Here is an 18835-nt window from a genome sequence, read left to right as displayed (position 1 = left end):
CCTAGTCCTTGTCCTGATCGATCAACACCGAAGCGGCGCTGTATTGCTGGAGCCGTTGGAAGACCTCCGGCTCCCACGCATCGGCGGTCGTTTGCTGCATGGTCCGGGCAACGCTGGCGCACAGGTCCTGGGCGAGCCACGAGAGGCCCCGCGCGGCGAGCAGGTCGGCGGCGATCACCGTGCTGTGGCAGCGCTCGCGAGGCGCGCGAAAGTCCGCTTGCATGCCCTGTAGCCGCAGCAGCACGGGTTCCACACCGCCAGATTCCAGCTGGCTGAACAGTTCCTCGCGCAGGCCGCCGAACGCGTGCGAAGGCGCCCCTTGGCCAGCCTGGGCCTGCCCACCTGCGAGCCACGCAAGGCTTTGGTCATCGACGAAGGCCGTGCCATCGCTGAAGCGCAACTGCTGCAGCGCGGGCAAGCGCTGCACGAACCGGGCGCAGGTACTACGAATGGCTTCGGCCACCTCACCCATCGCCAAACGGGTAGCGACGGTTGCCGCCAGGAAGCTGCCGCGAATCCAGTACGGCGAGGCGGTCACGCTCTTTTCGATGCGCAGCAGCAAGGCGGGGTCGATCGCCGTGCCGGTAATCGCCTCTTCGTAGCCCAGGGCGATATCCGCCGGCACCGCCATCAGCTCCGTGCGGTGCTCGTGCCTGGCCATCGGCGCCGCCTGGATATGGGCCCACAAACCGAAACGGCGCAGTTGGTAGCCGGTGGGGTCGTATGGGTCTTGCTGGTTGATGAACTCGGCCATGCTCAACACGGCTCGGCGCGTCTCGCGCTCGTTGCCCAGGGAGATGCTGGTCTTGGCCGGAGCGAAGGCATCGACCAGGGGTGCCGACTCGGCCTTGGGCGTTGCCGTCTTGGCCGTGCAGGCCTGCACACTGCCGTTGGCGAGCGTCACCTGCGCGAGCAGCGAGCGCTCCAGCTCGCCCAAGGCAGCCGAGTCGAGCTGCGCCGTATCCGCCTGCTGCTGCAGGCGCGTCAATGCGCGCTGGGCGGCCGCCGCGTGGGCCGGCGTGTAGGTAAAGCGGTCCAGCCGGGGCAACGCTTCGGCCAAGCGACCGGTGACCAAGCCCACCCACTTGCGCTTGGCCAAGAACCCCTTGGGGCCTGGCTTTGGGTGAGCGGACTCCCAGTAGCGTTCGACCATTCCAGCCAGCAGTTCCAGGGTGAACCCCCAACGCTCCCAGCAACCGCTGCGCAACCAAGCGACACTCAAATGCCCGACGATCCGCAGGTGCTTGCACTGCTGGCTCAAGTACTGGCGGGAGGCTTCCTCGATGTAGGACCAGTCGATGGAGGCCTCCTGCAGGCCACCCAGCTTGACCATCTCCTGGTCGATCGCCTGGTAGGTTTCATCCTCGACATCGAACAGGCCCGCAGGCGCCTCCGGGTCGATGGGCGCCAGCAGCAGGGCGATTTCCTGCGCCGAGACCTGCGCTACCAGCGACATGCTTGACGCGCCTGCTCGATCAGCGGGTCCAGGCCCTGGGCGTCGAAGCTCAGCCCGTCGACGACGGGATGATCGCTGACGACATGGATACGGTGCGCGCCGATCACCGGCTTGATCTGCTCGATGGCCGGCAATCCCCTGCCCGCATCGAGTACCTGGCCATTCTCCATCACCTGCCAGGGCGTCGCGTTCGTCGCCCCTCGCTCACCTTGCAACTGCACCTTTACCCACTTGGCCTCGAGGGGTTGCCCGACGATCAACTGCAATCTCGAGATGTTCTGCACACAACTGATAGCGAGGTAGGGGCGCGGCTCGGGGGAGGCTATCGCGGGCGCCGAGATCAATACCCGCCTATGCCCTGCCAGCCCTTCGTCCTCGGCGCTCAGGCGGAACGTCAGGTCGTCTGGCGCGCGCTGGGCCTCGTTGGCCATCACGCGGCGCAAGGTCGGCGAATCCTGCTCAGGTGCAGACCAAGTCGACCTCGGCAGGCGCACCGGCGTCCCGGCGGCCTGATCGAAGCAAGCCAAACGCTCGAGGTTGGACACGATCGTAGGGCAATCCCGCGCCGTGCTCGCCAGCACGGGCCCAATACAAAACAGCAACGAAAGACCAGCGCCATAGACATAGCGGGTAATCATCGTAAGTTCACTCTTTTCCCAAAAGTACAAATGCCCTACATAGGGCGAAAGTGTTCTCCGACACTCATGCGCCACGACAGCGATCAAAGAAGCCCGGCAGAATGGGCACGAGACTATTACACAGACCCAAGCGCATACAAATAAATATTCCCTTACATTTTTAAACTCGACCAGACGCCATATTTCCATGCATGGTTTTTTAGAGCAACGACAAGCAACCAAACATAACGATTATGACAAGAAAGAAACTTGGGAAAATTCCTACAAACTAATAACCCAAGTTAATATGCCTTGCGCGAAACGTCCTACACAAAACGGGGAGTTACGCGCCGATGTCCAGAAGTACAAGTTCCGTCGCGCCTAAAGAGCGCATCAACATCAAATATGTACCGGCCGCAGGAGACGTGCAGGCCGAAATAGAGCTGCCTCACAAGATGCTGGCCCTGGGCGACTTCGGGCTGGATGACGCCCGCGCGCTCGAAGACCGCCCGGTCATGCGCATCGACAAGCACACTTTCAACGATGTGTTGAGAGACGCAGGTGTCGGCCTGTGCCTGTCGGTCCCCTCCATGCTCGACCCAGCCGCCGACAGCGAACTGGCGATCAACCTGCAGTTCAAGTCGATCGACGACTTTGGGCCGGATCACATCGCGCGCCAGGTGCCGGAGCTGAACAAGCTGCTGGAGCTGCGCGAAGCGCTGGTGGCCCTGAAGGGCCCGCTGGGCAACGTCCCCACCTTCCGCAAACGGTTACAGCAGCTCCTGAACGATGAAGGCGCCCGTCGACAGCTTGCGCACGAACTGGAACGGGTGCTTGAAGCGCCGAAAGAAGCCTGAACCAAACGTGGCCCCACACAGGGTCGAGCAAGACAACGGAGCGCCCCCCGATGCCAACCCAGAACAGCACAACCCTTGCAACTGACGTTGTAACCGAGGCTTCAAGCAACACCACATTGCTCGACCAGCTCATGGCCGAAACAATGCTGGTGCCGACTCAAGAAGGCTATCAAGTTGCCCGGCAAGGCGTGGCAGCCTTTATCACGGAAATACTCAAGAGTGATGATCCCGATCAACGCATCAACAAACATCGCGTCGATCAAATGATTGCCGAAGTCGACCGGGTGCTCGGCAAGCAGATGGACGCCATTCTGCACCAGCCTGATTTCCAGAAACTTGAAGCCGCCTGGCGCAGCCTCAAACTTCTGGTCGACCGTACGGACTTTCGCGAGAACATCAAGCTTGAAGTCCTGCATGCCAGCAAAGAAGACTTGCTCGACGACTTCGAGAATGCCGCCGATATCACCTGCAGTGGACTTTACAAACATGTCTATACCGCCGGCTATGGCCAGTTCGGTGGCGAGCCGATCGCGGCCATGGTGGGTAACTACAGTTTCGGCCCCTCTTCTCCCGACATCAAACTACTGAGCTACATGGCGTCGGTAGGCGCCATGTCCCATGCGCCCTTCCTGACCGCGCCCGCACCTGAGTTCTTCAACCTGAGCAGCTTCGAAGACCTGCCCAACCTGAAGGAGATCAAAGACATCTTCGCCGGCCCACGGCATGCCAAGTGGCGCGCCTTGCGCGACAGCGAAGATGCCCGTCATATCGCACTGGTCGGGCCTCGTTTCATGCTCCGATCCGCTTACCACCATCAGCAGCAGCCGATCGACAGCTTCAACTATGACGAGAACATCGACGGCCAGCATCAGAACTACCTGTGGGGCAACTCCGCATTCCTGCTGGCCAGTTGCATCAACGACAGCTTTGCCCGCTACCGCTGGTGCCCGAACATCATTGGCCCGCAGTCGGGCGGCGCCGTGGAGGACTTGCCCGTCCACCTGTACGAGTCGCTGGGGCAACTGCAAGCGAAGATCCCGACCGAAGTGCTGATCTCCGACCGCAAGGAGTTCGAACTGGCCGAGGAAGGCTTCATTGCCCTGACCATGCGCAAGGACAGCGACAACGCCGCGTTCTTCTCCGCCAACTCGGTGCAAAAACCCAAGACCTTCCCCAAGACGCCCGAAGGTCTGCAGGCCCAGACCAACCACAAGCTCGGCACCCAGTTGCCCTACCTGTTCATCGTCAACCGGCTGGCCCACTACATCAAGGTGCTGCAGCGCGAGCAGATCGGCAGCTGGAAGGAACGGCGCGACCTGGAGTCCGAACTCAACAAGTGGATCAAGCAGTACGTCGCCGACCAGGAAAACCCCTCGGCCGATGTACGCAGCCGCCGTCCCTTGCGAGCCGCCAGGGTCGAAGTGTCGGACGTGGCAGGTGACCCGGGCTGGTACCAGGTCTCGCTCGCCGTGCGGCCCCACTTCAAGTACATGGGCGCGAACTTCGAAATCTCCCTGGTCGGCCGCCTCGACACGCCATGACGGGCCTCTTCGACCGCCTGACAGCGCAGGCGCCGACCTGCCGGAGCCACGCCCGACAGGAACCGGCTGGGCACCGGTTCGAGGTGATCAAGCGCCACCTCGAAACGCTGCTCAACACCCGCCAGGGTTGCTCGCAGAGCAGCCCTGACCTGGGCCTGCGCGACTTCAACGGGCATGCCCTGAACAGCGGCGACTTGCTGCAGCAGGTGAGCGCCGACATTCGCCGCACCATTCTGCGCTTTGAGCCGCGCATCCAAGTATGTGCGCTGAAGGCCGTGCCTGATGCCCATGCCCCGCTGGAGCTGCATTTGCGGCTGGACTGCCAGGTGCAGGTGAACGACCGCATGGAGCAGTTGCAGATCGAGCTGCTGGTCAATGGCCACAACCGTTACACCCGAGTAAGGTAGCCATGTCGTTAAAGGACCGATTCAGCGAAGAACTTCGCTACCTGCGCGAGCTAGGGACAGATTTCGCAAAGGACAACCCACAGCTTGCCCGCTTTCTCGGCAAGGACAGCAGCGACCCCGACGTCGAGCGCCTGCTGGAAGGTTTTGCCTTCCTGACCGCCAAGCTGCGGCTCAAGCTCGAGGACGACCTGCCAGAGCTGACGCACCCCATGCTGCAGTTGCTCTGGCCCAACTACCTGCGCCCGCTACCCAGCGCCACGATCATCCAGTTCACCCCGCTGGAGCAGTCGCTCAGCCAGTCGCACAGCGTGCCCAAGGGTTCGCGGCTGTTCTCCCACCCCGTGGACGGCATCGCCTGCGAATACCGCACCTGTACCGAGGTGAAACTGTACCCGTTCGCCATCTGCGGCGCGGACGCGACCCAGACACTGGACAGTTCGATCGTTCGCCTCGAACTCAATCCGCTGGTTGAGCGCCCCTTGAACACCTTGGGATGCGACAGCCTGGACATTCACCTGAGCGGCGAGGACCGCTGCGCCCGCACGCTCTACCTGTGGCTGTCGCACTACCTCGAGCACATCAGCGTGACCATCGACGGCGAGGTTCGCCGGCTGCCGGCCAGCAGCGTGGCCTTTCCCGGTTTCAGCCCAGACGAAGCGCTGTTGCCCTATCCGCCGAATGTCTTCGATGGCTACCGGATCCTGCAGGAGTACTTCGTTTTCCCGCAGCGTTTCCACTTCTTCAGCCTGACGGGCCTGGGCCGGCTCTGGCCCGACCAGAGCAGTCAGAACGTCTGCATCGCGTTCCACTTCACCCGCCAGCTGCCCGACTCGATACGGGTCGGCAAAGACGACTTCAGCCTGTTCTGCACGCCCGCGGTCAACCTGTTCAAGCACAGCGCCGAGCCTATCGACCTGTCTGGCCATGACGCCCAGGTTCAGTTGAAACCCAGCGGCAAGCCATCGCATGCCTACGAAATATTCAGCGTCGACCAGGTGATCAGCACCCGAACGACGGCAGATGGCAGCCCCGGTGAACCGCTGCGGGCATTCCGCCCCTTCGAGTCGTTCGCCCATGAGATCGAGCATGTCCAGGGCCGCACCACGCTGTACTACCAGTGCCAGATCGAGAACTCGTTGCGCGGTGATGGCGTCATTCACCGCATAGCCTTCGTCCGCGCCGACGAGAGTGCCTATATCGGCGAACTGGAGACAGCCTCCATCGACCTGACCTGCACCAATCGGGATCTGCCGCTGGCCCTGGGCATCGGCGATATCAGCGTGATCACCGAAGTCACGCCGCCCCTGGCCAGCTACCGCAACATCTGCCGCCCTACCCGCCCCTATCGACCGGTGCTGGATGGCCAACTGCAATGGGTACTGATCTCCAACCTGTCGCTCAACTACCTGTCGCTGCTGTCGGCAGAACCCCTCAAGGCACTCATCGGTGCCTATGACTTCGCTGCCTTGCATGACATCCAGCAAGCGCGCGCCACCCGCAAGCGCCTGAACGGGATCAGCGAGGTACGCACCGAACCGCTGGACTGGCTGATCAAGGGCTTGCCCATTCGTGGCCTGCGCACCCGACTGAAGCTCGACCAGGACGCCTTCCTCTGCGAGGGCGATCTCTACCTGTTCAGTTGCGTGCTCTCTCGCTTCTTCGCCCTGTACGCCAGCATCAACGCCTTCCACCAACTGGAAGTGATCAACACCACCAACAACGAGCACTACACATGGCCATTGCTGACCGGCAAACAACCTGTGATCTAGCCGACACGCTGCTCGCCGAGGCGCACCGGCACAACTTCTTCCAGTTGTTGGAGAGGCTGCATGGCTTGCATGGTGACGACCTGGAGCCACGCTGGCCGGATGAGCGCACACGGCTGCGGGTGCGGCTTGCCAGCGATCCACGGCTGGCTTTTCCAGCCTCGGACGTGCTGAACGCGCAACGCCTCCCAGGCCAGGACGCGCGTTATCGCGTCTGCACCACGTTCATGGGCCTGCACGGCACCGACTCGCCGCTGCCCACCTACTACCTCGAACAACTGGCCTACGAGCATGCGCAAGGCCTCGGTGTACGCCCGGCATTCTTCGACTTCTTCAACCACTACCTGCTCAGCCTGCTGCACCGCATCTGGCGCAAGTACCGCTATTACATCCGCTTCCAGACAGGCGCCCGCGACGAGTTCTCGCAGTACGTATTCGCCCTGATCGGCCTCAATGACAAGCATCTGCGAGGCGACACGGCACTGCCCTGGAGCCGCCTGCTCAGCTTTGCCGGTGTGATCGCCAGCCGCAGCCGTGCGCCCGGTACGGTGGCCGGCATCATCGCCCATTGTTTCGACCTGGAAAGTGTGCACATCCGCGAGTTCGAGGCCCGCTCGGTGCCCACCGCCGCCCCGCAGCGCGTGAGCCTGGGCCTTGCCAATGGCTGCCTGGGCAGCACCTTCGTGGTCGGCAGCCGCACACGCACCCGTAGCAGCAAGTTCACCCTCATGATCAGCGACCTCGACCAGGCGCAGTTGCGCGACTTGTTGCCGAGCGGCGTCAACTTTGGCCGCTTGCGCGCACTGATCGACTTCCTTCTGCGAGACGGCCTGGCCTACGACCTGGAGCTGCGCCTGAAGCACAACGCGCTCTCGCCCTTCTGTCTGCACCGCAGCCAAGGCGCCCACCTGGGCTGGACCAGCTTCATCGACGACAGGCATGGCACCAAAAGCCCCGTCGTCCGTATCCGAGGGCGCTCATGAGCACATTGACCCTGAGCATCGGCAACCTCGAACAGCTGGAGCACGGCGTCACCGCCCGTCATCGGTTCGACTGCAACGGCGGCACCATCGGCAGCCAAGGTGCCGACTGGCTGCTCTGGGACCGTGCCCGAGGCATCCAGCCGATCCACTGTGAAATTCGCTGGATCGAGGGCAGCTTCTGCGTCATCGACCATTGCAACCAGACCTTTCTCAATGACAGCCCGCTGAGCCTGGGACAACGCCCGCCTGTGCGCCTGCCGGAAGGGAGCTGCCTACGGATCGGGGCCTACCGGGTGCAGGTTCACCTGCAACACGACCCGGACAGCCGACGCTCCCTGGAGGCGTTGTTCACCCCTGGGCAGCAGGTGCTCGACGCCTTGCTGGCCGATGCGGCCAGTACCTGGCATGACGAACCCGACCTGGCGGGCTCACCTGTAGCCGATATCCGCGAGGCGTTCGAGCCAGGCATCGGACACGACCCTTTAGCGGCACTGGATGCGCTGCATCGAACAGCGACCGCCGACGAGAACGCCGTGCAACGCCTCATCACCGGAGAGCCGTCATGAAGCGTCGGCCATTGATGACCGTCGCACTGTCGCTTGCACTCGTTGGCGCTTCTGGCTGCACGGCCTTGGGCAAGGTGGGCAAGGTGCTCATGGACCCTTCCGTGCCTGTCGGAGCCCCGAACGATCAGCCAACCGAAGTCGCCTTCAGCATGAACGCCAGCCCTACGCTCAACGGCAACCCCAACAGCCTCGATACCACGGTTGAAAAAGCCGGCACCCTGGAGCCCAGCCCCTACGCGGTGAGTCTCGCCGCAGGCGATCCCTACGCGCTGACCGAGAAGGTCGGGACCTTGCTCGAATACCTGCAAGCGCAGTTTCCGGCCATGTCTCCCCTGCAGGACCTGCCGGAGGACGAGGATGCAGCGCAGGCCTTGGCTCGCTCGCCCATGGAGGAACGCGCGCCCGGTAGCTACGACGACCCCACGGTCATACTCGACCTGCCGAATCCTGCCCCGGTAGCGGCAGAGCAGATCGCCACGCCCATCGCCATCAAGATTTTGCAGCTGCGCGATGACTCCCTGCTGCGCAACAGCGTGTATCAACTGCTCGCGCAAGACCCGGCCAAGACACTGCGCAGCACCTATATCCGCGACGACGACTACCTGCTGTTCCCTGGCCAGTTCAAGTTCGTGCCCTTCGAGCCTCTCCACGCCGACACCCGTTTCATCGCGGTGATCGGCGACTACGCAAGCCAGGAGAACGCCACCTGGCAGCAGGTGCTGCGCATCGCACCGCGCGGCCGCCAGATCGTCCTCTCGGTGCTGGTCAACGACACGCAGATCGTACTCAAGGAGCAAGACTGATGCGCTCTCCTTGCACCCGCCCCTCCCCCCTTTCCTCTGCAAACCCGGAGCGCCCATGAGTTCACGCAACCCCGTCATCTGGCCTGAAGGCCTGTTCGTCAAGCCGCAGCATTTCCAACAAGCGGCGCGGGCCAGCGAAGCGGCGTTCCACCAGCGCCTGAGCAGCCTCAATGCCGCCTTCTACGGCTTCAGCGAACTGCAGTTGAACGACGAGTACCTGAGCCTGGGCAGGATCGCGATCACACGGGCACGGGGCATCATGCCGGATGGCACGGTGTTCGACATTCCTGGTGATCTGCCACCACCTGCGCCGCTGGAAATCGACGACGACGCGACACAGGACAGCGAGGTGTACCTGTGCCTGCCGTTGCGTACCGAAGGTGGCCGCGAGGTGAGCTGGCCAGACAATGCCGCCAACTTTCGCTATGTCGCCCAGGCGCAGGAAATCAAGGACACCCACACCGCCGACGGTGACTTGGTACACGTGGACCTGGCCGTGCCCAACCTGCAACTCAAGCGCAAGGCCGAGGACAGCAGCGCCTATACCCGCCTGGCCCTGGCTCGTATCCGGGAAAAGCGCCCAGACGGCAGCCTGCAACTGGACGAAGCCTTCTACCCCACCAGTGTTTCGCTCCAGGCGGTGCCGGCACTCAAGCGCTTTCTCGACGAGATCACCCACACCCTGCGCGAACGCGCCCGCAACCTCGCGGCGCGCATGGGAGCGTCAGGCCAGTCCGGTGTCGCCGACATTCGCGACTTCAATCTGCTGCAAGCCATGAATCGCTGGTGGCCGTGCTTTCAACACCTGGCACGCCAGCCCCATACCCACCCCGAGCAGCTCTACCTCAGCCTGAGCCAGGCCTGCGGCGAACTGGTGACCTTCACCGATGAAAACCGGCTGCCGCAGGACTATCCGGCGTACCACCACAGCGCCCTGCACACCTCTTTCAAACCGTTGGAGCAGACCCTGCGCCGCGCCCTGAGCACGGTGTTGCAGCCTCGCGCGATCTCACTGGCGCTGGAGTCACTCGAGTTCGGCGTCATGACCAGCACATTGGAAGACCGGCGCTTGATCGATGAAGCGGACTTCATCCTCGCCGTGCGCGCCAGCCTGCCACCGGACACCTTGCGCCAGCAGTTCGTGCAAAAGGCCAAGGTCACCTCGCTGCAAGCGCTGAACGACCTCGTGCCGCTGCAACTGCCTGGTATCCCGCTGCTGCCATTGCCGGTGGCACCACGGGAGCTGCCCTTCCATGCCGGCTTCAGCTACTTCGAGCTGGACCGGCGCAACCCCGCCTGGCAGGCCATGCAGGGCAGCAACGGGTTTGGCTTCCATATTGCCGGCGACTTCCCAGGCCTTGAACTGCAGTTCTGGGCGATCAGGAGCGAATGAAATGGAAAACACGCGGAACACTATCGAGGGCGCGACCGAGGGTCCCTTGCTGACGCGACTTCAAGGGACGCAGGGCAGCGAACAGCCTTCCACGGATCAAGCAGAGCCCAAAATCGATCCCCTGTTCAAAAAAGGCTACCCCGCCGACCCGGAGTTCCGATTGCGCGGCGGCTATGCCAACCCGATGGTCGATGCCGCGATGCCGCTGTTCGGCTTGGTGATGCGCCTGCGCACGCTCGATGCGCTGCCCAATATCGATGACGTGCACAAGCAAGTGCGCAACCAGATCACCAACATCCTGGAAGAAATGCGCCAGCACGCCTATGAGCCCGCGCATCTGCTGGCCTATTCCTATGCCCTGTGCCTGTACCTGGACGAAGCGGTGATGCACCGCCCCTGGGGCAAGAACTCCTGTTGGAGCCATGAACCGCTGCTCAGTATCTTCCATCACGAGACCTGGGGTGGAGAGAAGTTCTTCACGGTGCTCTCGCGATTGATGCAGGAGCCACAGCGTTACCAGGACGTTCTGGAGTTCATGTACTTGTGCCTTTGCCTTGGCCTGAAAGGCAAGTACGCCATCGCGCCCAAGGGCGACGAAGCGCTGCAGGCCCTTATCAACAAACTGTATGGGGTCATCCGCGAACTTCGCGGCCCGGTGCCGGAGCAGCTCTGCGACCCACTCAGCAATGTCGCCCCACGCAACTACCGCATGCACCGGCAATGGCCGTGGTGGAGCCCATTGGTGATTTCCGCGGTGGTCATGGCGGTGATCTACGGGGTGTACAGCTATCGCCTGCACCTGATCACCACCGAGGTGCTGGAGTCGCTGAACGGCATTTTGCAGCAGTAGCGCGCACGTGGCCTGACATCACTGAACCCAAAGAATCCGCGAGGTTCACGCCTCGCCAGAAAGCCCATCGTTTCCGATGGCCGCGCCGCCGATGGTGTGCGTGTTTAACCACCTGGACGCAGGAGTATCTGCCATGCCAACACCCGCTTATATCGTAATAGAGGGCACGACTCAGGGGCTCATTACCGCAGGCGCCTTTACGCCTGATTCGGTCGGCAATGTTTATGTCGAAGGCCATGAGAACGAGATCCTCGCACAGGAAATCAAGCATCAGGTGACCGTGCCTACCGACCCGCAAAGCGGTCAGCCCGCCGGGCAACGCGTGCATAAGCCCTTCATCTTCACCTGTGCCCTGAACAAGGCCATCCCACTCATGTATCAAGCCTTGGTCACGGGGGAGGTTTTACCTATGACAACCATCAGGTGGTACAGGACCTCGGCGGAGGGCAAGCAGGAACACTTCTTCACCACAGAGCTCGTGGACGCAATCATCGTCAACATCAATACCGTATTGCCGCACGCCCAAGACAAGGAAAACGAGCACTTCACGCAACTGGTCGAAGTATCGATGAGTTACCGCGCGATCAGTTGGGAACACAAGGCATCTGGAACCGCCGCCAGCGACGATTGGCGCAAGCCCATAGCGGCGTCTGCAGCATGATCTAGCCGCGCTGTCACCGGGCAGGACTTTCTGCCCGGTCTTCCCACACTCCCAGACGGCGGACAAGGACTTCCCATGCCTAGCCAATCCGATCTGCGTTACAGCTTCCAACCCCTTGTTGGCAACGCCTTGTTCGAGGTGGTGTCGTTCAAGCTCCACGAAGCCCTCAGCACACCCTTCACGTTGCACCTGGAGCTGGTCAGCTTCGACGACGATGTCGCCTTCGGCGAACTGCTCGACAAACCCGTCCTGTTCACCCTCTGGCGCGGTGAACGCCCGTTGCGCTACGTGCACGGCCTGGTCAGCAGCTTCAGCCAGGGCGAGAGCGGTTTCCACCGCACCCACTACCACGCCCTCGTCGAACCCCAGCTGGCCCGCGCCAGCCTGCGCTCGAACTGGCGCATCTTCCAGCACAAGAGCGTCCCACAGATCCTCGAACTGATGCTCAAGCGCCAGGGCATCACCCAGTTCGAGCTGGGCACCAGCTTCGAGCACCAGGTTCGCGAGTTCTGCGTCCAGGCCGGCGAGACCGACCTCGAGTTCATCACCCGCCTGGCCGCCGAGGAAGGCTTCGTCTACCGCTTCGAGCACAGTGCCAAGCAGCACAAGCTGCTCATCACCGACCGGCTGCTGTCGCTGGGGCTGATCAGCCGAGGGGCCCGCGAGCACGACGACGAGGATGACGGCTTCTTCGAGGACGATGAGCCCACCGCTCCCCACACCGTGCTGTACCTGGCCAACAGCGGCGGCGACCAACCCAGGCCCTGCCTGCGACGCCTGCGCTACAGCGAACAGGTGCGCAGCACACGCCAGGTGCAGCGCGACTATACCTTCACCAACCCTGGCTACCGCCAGGAACATGCCGCGAACGCCCCTGAGGTCGTTCACCCGGCGCTGGCGTATGAACGCTTCGACTATCCCGGCCGCTACAAACGCGATGCGGTCGGCAAGCCCTTCACCGAAACCCGCCTCACGGCCCTGCGCCATGACGCCCGTATCGCCGACGTCAAAGGCGACGACGCGCGCCTGCAACCGGGCCTGAGCTTCAACCTCGTCGGCCACCCGCGCGAAGACCTCAACGCGCACTGGCGGGTGATCCGCGTCACCCATGAGGGTTCCCAACTCACCAGCCTCGAGGAAGAAGCGGCCGGTGCCCATCAGGGCACACGCTACGAGCAGAGCGCGGTGCTGGTTCCCGGCATGGCCGAGTGGCGCCCCGAGCCCCAGCCCAAGCCGCGCATCGACGGCCCGCACATGGCCACCGTGGTCGGCCCGCCCGGTGAAGAGATCTATTGCGATGAGTGGGGCCGGGTCAAGGTCAGCTTCCCCTGGGACCGGGAAAGCAAGGACAACGAGTTCAGCTCCTGCTGGGTGCGGGTGTCGCAAGCCTGGGCCGGGGGTAGCTGGGGCTCGATGGCCATCCCGCGCATCGGGCAAGAGGTGATCGTCCAGTACGTCAACGCCGACCCCGACCAACCGATGATCATCGGGCGCACCTATTGCGGCAACCAGCTACCGCCCTACGAACTGCCCAAGCACAAGACGCGCATGACGATCAAGAGCCAGACCCACAAGGGCAAGGGGTTCAATGAACTGCGCTTCGAGGATGAGCTGGGGCAGGAGGAAGTGTTCATCCATGCGCAGAAGGACCAGAACAATGTGGTCAAGCATGATGAGACCACGCAGATCGGCCATGACCGCAACGAACAGGTCGATCACGACGAGACGATCAGCATTGGGCATGACCGTAGAGAGACCGTGGGTAATGACGAGCGAATCCGAATTGGCCAGGACGCATTCTTCGATGTTGGTCGCAACCAGACAATCACCGTTGGCAAAGATCAGACGTTGGAGGTAGGCAACAATCGTTTTGACAAAACAGCTGTGAATCACACCATCGAGATAGGTGGGCATCTGGAGCAAGTGGTTGAGGGGCACGCCCACCTGACCACAGGGGAAGAAATACACCAGCGTGCCAGGAAATTCATCCTGCAGGTTCAGGACGAGATTGTCCTGGAGGGTGTGGGCGGCACCCTTCTGATCGATGCCAATGGGATAACACTCAAAGGCGTCGGAGTACATATCCAGGCCCCGGTGTATGCCGAGCCGACGGGCGCAGGAAACAACCATGCGTTGTCCGGTACGCCCGCCCAAGGAAGCGGCCTGGACCGTGTGTGCGGCATGCGAAGCGACGGGCGCTGCACACGCTCTCCCTGCCCGTGCAGCAAGGAGAGCGCCTGATGAACGACCCGTATGTCGATGCAGGTTGGCCTCGTCAAAACGTCTCTACGGTACCTCAACCTGCCTGGCCACTGACCGATGCCGAGCCAGCTTGGCTTTTGATCAATGGCGATCTCGAGCCACGTTTGCCAGAAGACATCCGTAGCCTGTCGGGTCCCTGTGGCTATCACTGGGTGTGGCGTGGCACAGCAGCGGAATATGCCCCTCCTGGATATCAGACGGGCCCGCTGCTGACACGTCTCAATGAGCCATTACTGGAAAGGTTCATCCACGATTGGGGGCCGCGCCAAGCGGGCCTGATGCTGTTCGGCCCTGCTCAAATTTCTCCCCTGCTTCAGCAACTCAGAAGCATCACCCACCTCAGCTCTGCGGACGACAACTCGCTAGCCTTCCACTGGAGCCGCCCGCGCACGCTAGAGGAACTCTGCGAAGCGCTGCCATCACACTACCTGAGCAGGCTATTCAGCCCCATCCGGAGCATGCTCTGGCATAGCGGTCTGGAGCCGGATTCGTGGCTACGAGCCGATATACCCGCCAACCCATCCTCCTCCACGCTCGAAAGCCCGCCCCTGACATTGACGGTCAACGATGAGGCCGCTTTGAACAGGGCCTCCCACGCCTGGTTCATGCGCCGGACCTGTCATTTGATGAGCCAGGCACTTTCGATGCTCGGCGAGCAGCTCGCCCCCCTGAATCTCCGTCGCCAGCTCGCCAAATTCGATAAAGAGAGCGACCTCTGCGGCTTCCACCTGGAACGTGACCGTCGCTACTACATGGAGCTACGCCTGCTCTTTCCAGAGCATCCATTCGTAAATGACCAGCCTCTCTTCGACCTGCTGGTCCAATCGGAAATCCAGGGCCTGCAACGCCTGCACGAGATCAACGATCGACTCAACCAGATCTCTGCGCCGATACGACCGAGGAACACCCCATGACCATCACCTACAAACGCGCGTTGCAACCTGACCATCCCAGTGCCAAACGAGTCGGCGAGGCCATCTCGCCACCGCCATGCGAGCGCGGCATCCCTGTCTACCCCATGCGCTATGGCATCGCCGATCACCCCCTGGACCGCGACGCCTTCCCAACCCTGAGCGTGGACCACTACCCCGCCCTGCAAGGTAGCAAGTCCTATGGACTGAGGCTGCTGCGCCCAGGCAGCTACCTTTACCTGTTCTATTTTCAGCACGGGCGGATGAAGACCCGCCATTACCTGGTCACCGAAGACATCCGCTTCGCCCATCTGTGGTGGACACCAACGGACTACAGCAGCCAGGCCCCCGGCAGCCATGCTCGCCCGGACATGGCGCGCGCTACCCACTATGTGCTGGCACCGGACCCCAGCGTTGCCGATACCCTGTACCTGATGGTCAGCGAGACCCTGCTCAGCCATGCCACCTTGTGGCAGATCGAGCAGGACGAAGGTGGTCTGCGCAGCCAGCTCGCGACCACTCTCCTGCCCTCGCAGGCCCCGACGCACCCCCATGTGTTCGATTCCGCCCACGTGATCAGCGCCATGGCCGAACTCAAGATCTCCAGCCTCACCGGTGTATTCCCCACTTTCCCCGGGGCATCACAGCGGCCTGAGTTCATGCCGGTATACCGCCAGGCACTGAGCAACCTGGCCCGGCACCTGGGCCCCGGTACACGGCCCCTGGCCGTCGCGCTCCATGACCCACTCGGGGTGGTCAGTGAACTTCATCACCTGCTTACCCTGTCGGTCGAGAAGAAGACCCGTTATACCGGCCAGCATGCCCATCGGCTGCAGAGTGCCAACTTCATCGCGGGCTATTTCAATACCGCCAGCAAGGAAGCGCCACCAGGCTCCGACACGGCCAGCAGCCTCGACCGGCAACGCAAGCTGGTGGACTACCAAGGCGCCATGGACTTCCCTGGCCTCTATGCCAAGGAGGTGGCCAGGCTGGATGCAACCATTGAGGTATTGGTCCAAGACATCATCGCCTGGACCCGACTCATCGGGTCAGACCACTTGCTGGGCAAGGCGCTCGGTTGCTTTGACCTTGAGGTGACGGCAATCGCCAATGCCTACGAAGACGCAGTGTTCGACTGCATCGGCGGGTTGGTGCATTCGAAGGCGGGCCAGCAGCAGCTGGAGCAGGTGGTCATGTTGCCGCCCGGGCAGAGCCCATTCTGGCGGGCGCTGAGCAATGGCAACAAAACCCTGGCCACGCGGCTGAAAGACGCGACCGGCGATATAGCCAAGAACCTGTTCTCGGTCGTGGACAACTACCTCGAAGAGCATGTCGCGACACCTGCGACCAATGCACTGATCGGCCTGCTGCAGGCCCTGCCAGCCACTCACCAAGCCGACGTATTGGTACGCAGGCTACGCCATGTGATGGAAATCCGCTTCAACGCCACCATCGTCATGTACGACATCAGCCTGGCAGACCTGATGCGTTATTCACGGGAGTTCCAAGGGCATCAAGCGCCTAGGGGCGAGTACCTCAAGACCTGGAAGCTGCCTGAGCCCAAAGTCAGCCACATGCAATTGACTACACGGGTGCGGATCTATGATTGGGTCAAGATTGGGGAAACGACTTACCAGAAGATGGACGGTGCATCAACTGGGCAGTCCTCATTGCCGCCGAGTCGTTCTATTCAGGTAGAGGGTAACCTCTTCATCAAAATGCTAAATAAGTTGCGCTCCGCAGGAGGCTATTTATTCACCGGAGTTGGAGGATACTTAGCTATCAGCGGATTTACTAATGCGCTTCGACAGTTCCAGCGGCAGGATGAAAAGATGTTTCATCTGGGTTACCTTGCTGGAGCAACACTTTCACTTGCCAGTGCAATCATTGAAACAGGAGCGCTAGGAACTACAGCCTTCGCCACATTGCATAATAACGCAAACCTTAAAATCACTGCAAAAATACTCTCCGCAAAATTTGGAATGGCAAGATTGGCAACTGCAGGAGCAGGAGTAATTAGCTTTCTGGATGCTCTACGGGCTGCCGACTCACTTTATAATAAAAATCCCACTCAAGCGGCGATGTACTTAGGCGCAGCATTTTCTAGCGGGTTAATGGCTCTTGCCTCTTGGGGTGGGGGAACAGCGTTAGCTATAGGCCTGACCAGCGCTGCAGTTCCTGTAACAGTGCTAGGTCTCACCCCAGTGGCATGGGCAATAGTAGCTCTTGCCGCTTTTGGCCTTGGCATTGCTTTTATGGTAGGTGTAGACACAACAAAGCATGGCGCTATAGATATCTGGTTAAAACACAGCGCATGGGGAATACATCATCGCCAGTATACAAACTTACAAGAACTGGAAGCAGTTCATAGCCTATATTACCGCCCACGACTGTCAGCACAATGGAACCAAACGTTCGGATCTACAATAGGAACACTACACATTCAATGCCACCTCCCTGAAACTCAAGGAACTTTACAGGATCAATTTCAAATTCGACTCAAAGTAAAACTAGACAGTAGAAACCTCAGACAAATTAATGGCCCCATCGCCTATGCGCCAGAGGTTAGATTCATAGATTATCGATTCGAATGTATAGTCTCTAGCATCGTTCACTCTGAAAGCTTACGAAGCTGGTCGATCCAAATGCATCAAGATAGCCAGGTATCCCTTGAGTTTATGTTTATGCCGAACATAGATCAGCCTGATCTATTAATATTTCAACACGACGCCCCTACACCACTAACATTCACGTCATCCGGTTTGCTATCAGAAATCATTGACCCGGCACGCTTAGAACCAGTGAGGCCGCCCAAATGAGAGCTAAACGACTTCCTAACAAATTGAGATTGGGCGGAACGCCGCTAAGCCGACATCGAACTGACACCATCGCACCAGAGCCCGACGGTGTCAGACGTATCAACAACAAATGTATTGAACTTGAAACCTATTCAAACTTCATCTTGGGCAACAGTGCAGGATTCATCGGAATCACAATAGTGATAACGGCGTTGACAATGATTTTAGCAGCCAGCGTAAGCGACTTAAACGACCCGCAAATTATCTTAGCCATACTGGTCATAAGTCCAATAGCGCCGTGCATAGCTTGCATTCTATATTTTGCCAATGGCGCCCACCGTTGCCGTGGCACATACATCCGCATCCATCGTGGCACTCGCAAACTCTATTTCATCCCCCCCAACGATCGAAAGCGTCTTCATATAATCGACTGGGACCAGATTGAAGCAGTGGCAGGCTACATCCCTATCGTTTCGACGAGCGGCTCCGCCTCACGCCATCCGCTCTATTTGTTCGGTATTGATTACACCATGAACCCACCGATAGAAATATGCGCAGCCTGCGGCAATCTTGGTTTATACGATGGTGACCGCTCGGCTCGCTCGCTTTGGGCATACCTTCAAGCCTTCATGGCCCACGGGCCGGAAGGCTTGCCCACTCCACCTCCACTCCCTCCCCGCCTTTCCCGACGCGACGCCACTCTTCAGCCCTACCGTGACTGGTATGCGAGCCTGTGCCGCCAACTTCATAAACCTTATGGTTGGTTATGGGCCCCTATCACCATCCCCGCGTGGATCATCTGGCTGCTTATCAATGCTTACCCCGACAGCGTCGAAGCCTGGCTGCAATACAACGTTCCCTACGCCACCTTTCCTGCTGAAATCGACGTGCTATGCGGCTTCGCAGAAAAGCGCAAACCAGTGATCCGGGTGAATGGCAAACGAATTGAGCCGTGAACGAGCTC

General features: G+C 60.7%; 16 protein-coding genes. 14 read left to right on the top strand and 2 right to left on the bottom strand.

The genetic code is table 11. From position 1 onward, the window contains the following. Position 1: 1 nt before the first annotated feature. Entirely contained in the window at positions 2-1456 is a 1455-nt protein-coding gene (tssA, locus tag ACDI39_RS27355; RefSeq protein ID WP_225789128.1) for a type VI secretion system protein TssA, read from the bottom strand. After that, the gene (vasI, locus tag ACDI39_RS27350; RefSeq protein WP_253081438.1) at positions 1444-2094 is read right to left on the bottom strand and encodes a type VI secretion system-associated protein VasI; all 651 of its coding nucleotides are present in this window, start codon (positions 2092-2094) and stop codon (positions 1444-1446) included. The genes tssA and vasI overlap by 13 nt, the downstream gene beginning before the upstream one ends. 332 nt (positions 2095-2426) lie before the next feature. On the opposite strand from vasI, the gene tssB reads away from it, so the two are divergent. From tssB to ACDI39_RS27280, 14 genes are all read left to right on the top strand, one after another. Next, positions 2427-2930, top strand: a complete 504-nt coding sequence (gene tssB, locus ACDI39_RS27345) for a type VI secretion system contractile sheath small subunit (RefSeq protein WP_225789126.1) — start codon at positions 2427-2429, stop codon at positions 2928-2930. 50 nt (positions 2931-2980) lie between these two features. Beyond that, a complete protein-coding gene (gene tssC / locus ACDI39_RS27340) occupies positions 2981-4471 on the top strand; it encodes a type VI secretion system contractile sheath large subunit (protein WP_253101590.1) in 1491 nt (496 codons plus the stop codon). Further along, complete coding sequence (gene tssE / locus ACDI39_RS27335) at positions 4468-4878, top strand: type VI secretion system baseplate subunit TssE (RefSeq protein WP_225789124.1); 411 nt, start codon at positions 4468-4470, stop codon at positions 4876-4878. The genes tssC and tssE overlap by 4 nt, the downstream gene beginning before the upstream one ends. Before the next feature lie 2 nt (positions 4879-4880). Next, on the top strand, positions 4881-6647 hold the full coding sequence (gene tssF / locus ACDI39_RS27330) for a type VI secretion system baseplate subunit TssF (RefSeq protein WP_225789123.1): 1767 nt from the start codon (positions 4881-4883) through the stop codon (positions 6645-6647). Beyond that, positions 6611-7627 (top strand): type VI secretion system baseplate subunit TssG, encoded by a 1017-nt coding sequence (tssG, locus tag ACDI39_RS27325; protein ID WP_225789122.1) that lies wholly within the window; start codon positions 6611-6613, stop codon positions 7625-7627. The genes tssF and tssG overlap by 37 nt, the downstream gene beginning before the upstream one ends. Continuing rightward, positions 7624-8193, top strand: a complete 570-nt coding sequence (locus ACDI39_RS27320) for an FHA domain-containing protein (RefSeq protein WP_253091027.1) — start codon at positions 7624-7626, stop codon at positions 8191-8193. Before tssG ends, ACDI39_RS27320 begins: the two co-directional genes overlap by 4 nt. Further along, positions 8190-8996 carry a type VI secretion system lipoprotein TssJ gene (gene tssJ / locus ACDI39_RS27315; protein WP_225789120.1) on the top strand — a complete coding sequence of 269 codons (807 nt, stop codon included), beginning with the start codon at positions 8190-8192 and terminating at the stop codon, positions 8994-8996. Before ACDI39_RS27320 ends, tssJ begins: the two co-directional genes overlap by 4 nt. A 55-nt stretch (positions 8997-9051) precedes the next feature. Beyond that, complete coding sequence (tssK, locus tag ACDI39_RS27310) at positions 9052-10389, top strand: type VI secretion system baseplate subunit TssK (protein WP_253081432.1); 1338 nt, start codon at positions 9052-9054, stop codon at positions 10387-10389. 1 nt (position 10390) lies between these two features. Beyond that, complete coding sequence (icmH, locus tag ACDI39_RS27305; protein WP_253101602.1) at positions 10391-11239, top strand: type IVB secretion system protein IcmH/DotU; 849 nt, start codon at positions 10391-10393, stop codon at positions 11237-11239. Positions 11240-11372: 133 nt separating this feature from the next. Next, positions 11373-11900: an Hcp family type VI secretion system effector gene (locus ACDI39_RS27300; protein ID WP_253101605.1), complete on the top strand. Its 528-nt coding sequence runs from the start codon at positions 11373-11375 to the stop codon at positions 11898-11900. A gap of 75 nt (positions 11901-11975) precedes the next feature. After that, complete coding sequence (locus tag ACDI39_RS27295; RefSeq protein WP_486537189.1) at positions 11976-14141, top strand: type VI secretion system Vgr family protein; 2166 nt, start codon at positions 11976-11978, stop codon at positions 14139-14141. Continuing rightward, entirely contained in the window at positions 14141-15076 is a 936-nt protein-coding gene (locus ACDI39_RS27290) for a DUF4123 domain-containing protein (protein WP_486537188.1), read from the top strand. The genes ACDI39_RS27295 and ACDI39_RS27290 overlap by 1 nt, the downstream gene beginning before the upstream one ends. Beyond that, complete coding sequence (locus tag ACDI39_RS27285) at positions 15073-17892, top strand: toxin VasX (RefSeq protein ID WP_486537187.1); 2820 nt, start codon at positions 15073-15075, stop codon at positions 17890-17892. Before ACDI39_RS27290 ends, ACDI39_RS27285 begins: the two co-directional genes overlap by 4 nt. Next, positions 17889-18827: a DUF6708 domain-containing protein gene (locus tag ACDI39_RS27280; protein WP_253091364.1), complete on the top strand. Its 939-nt coding sequence runs from the start codon at positions 17889-17891 to the stop codon at positions 18825-18827. The genes ACDI39_RS27285 and ACDI39_RS27280 overlap by 4 nt, the downstream gene beginning before the upstream one ends. The last annotated feature ends 8 nt before the right edge of the window (positions 18828-18835 follow it).

It is taken from the genome of Pseudomonas sp. Tun-23181, assembly GCF_057415455.1.
This window is presented reverse-complemented; position numbering and strand designations above follow the sequence as displayed.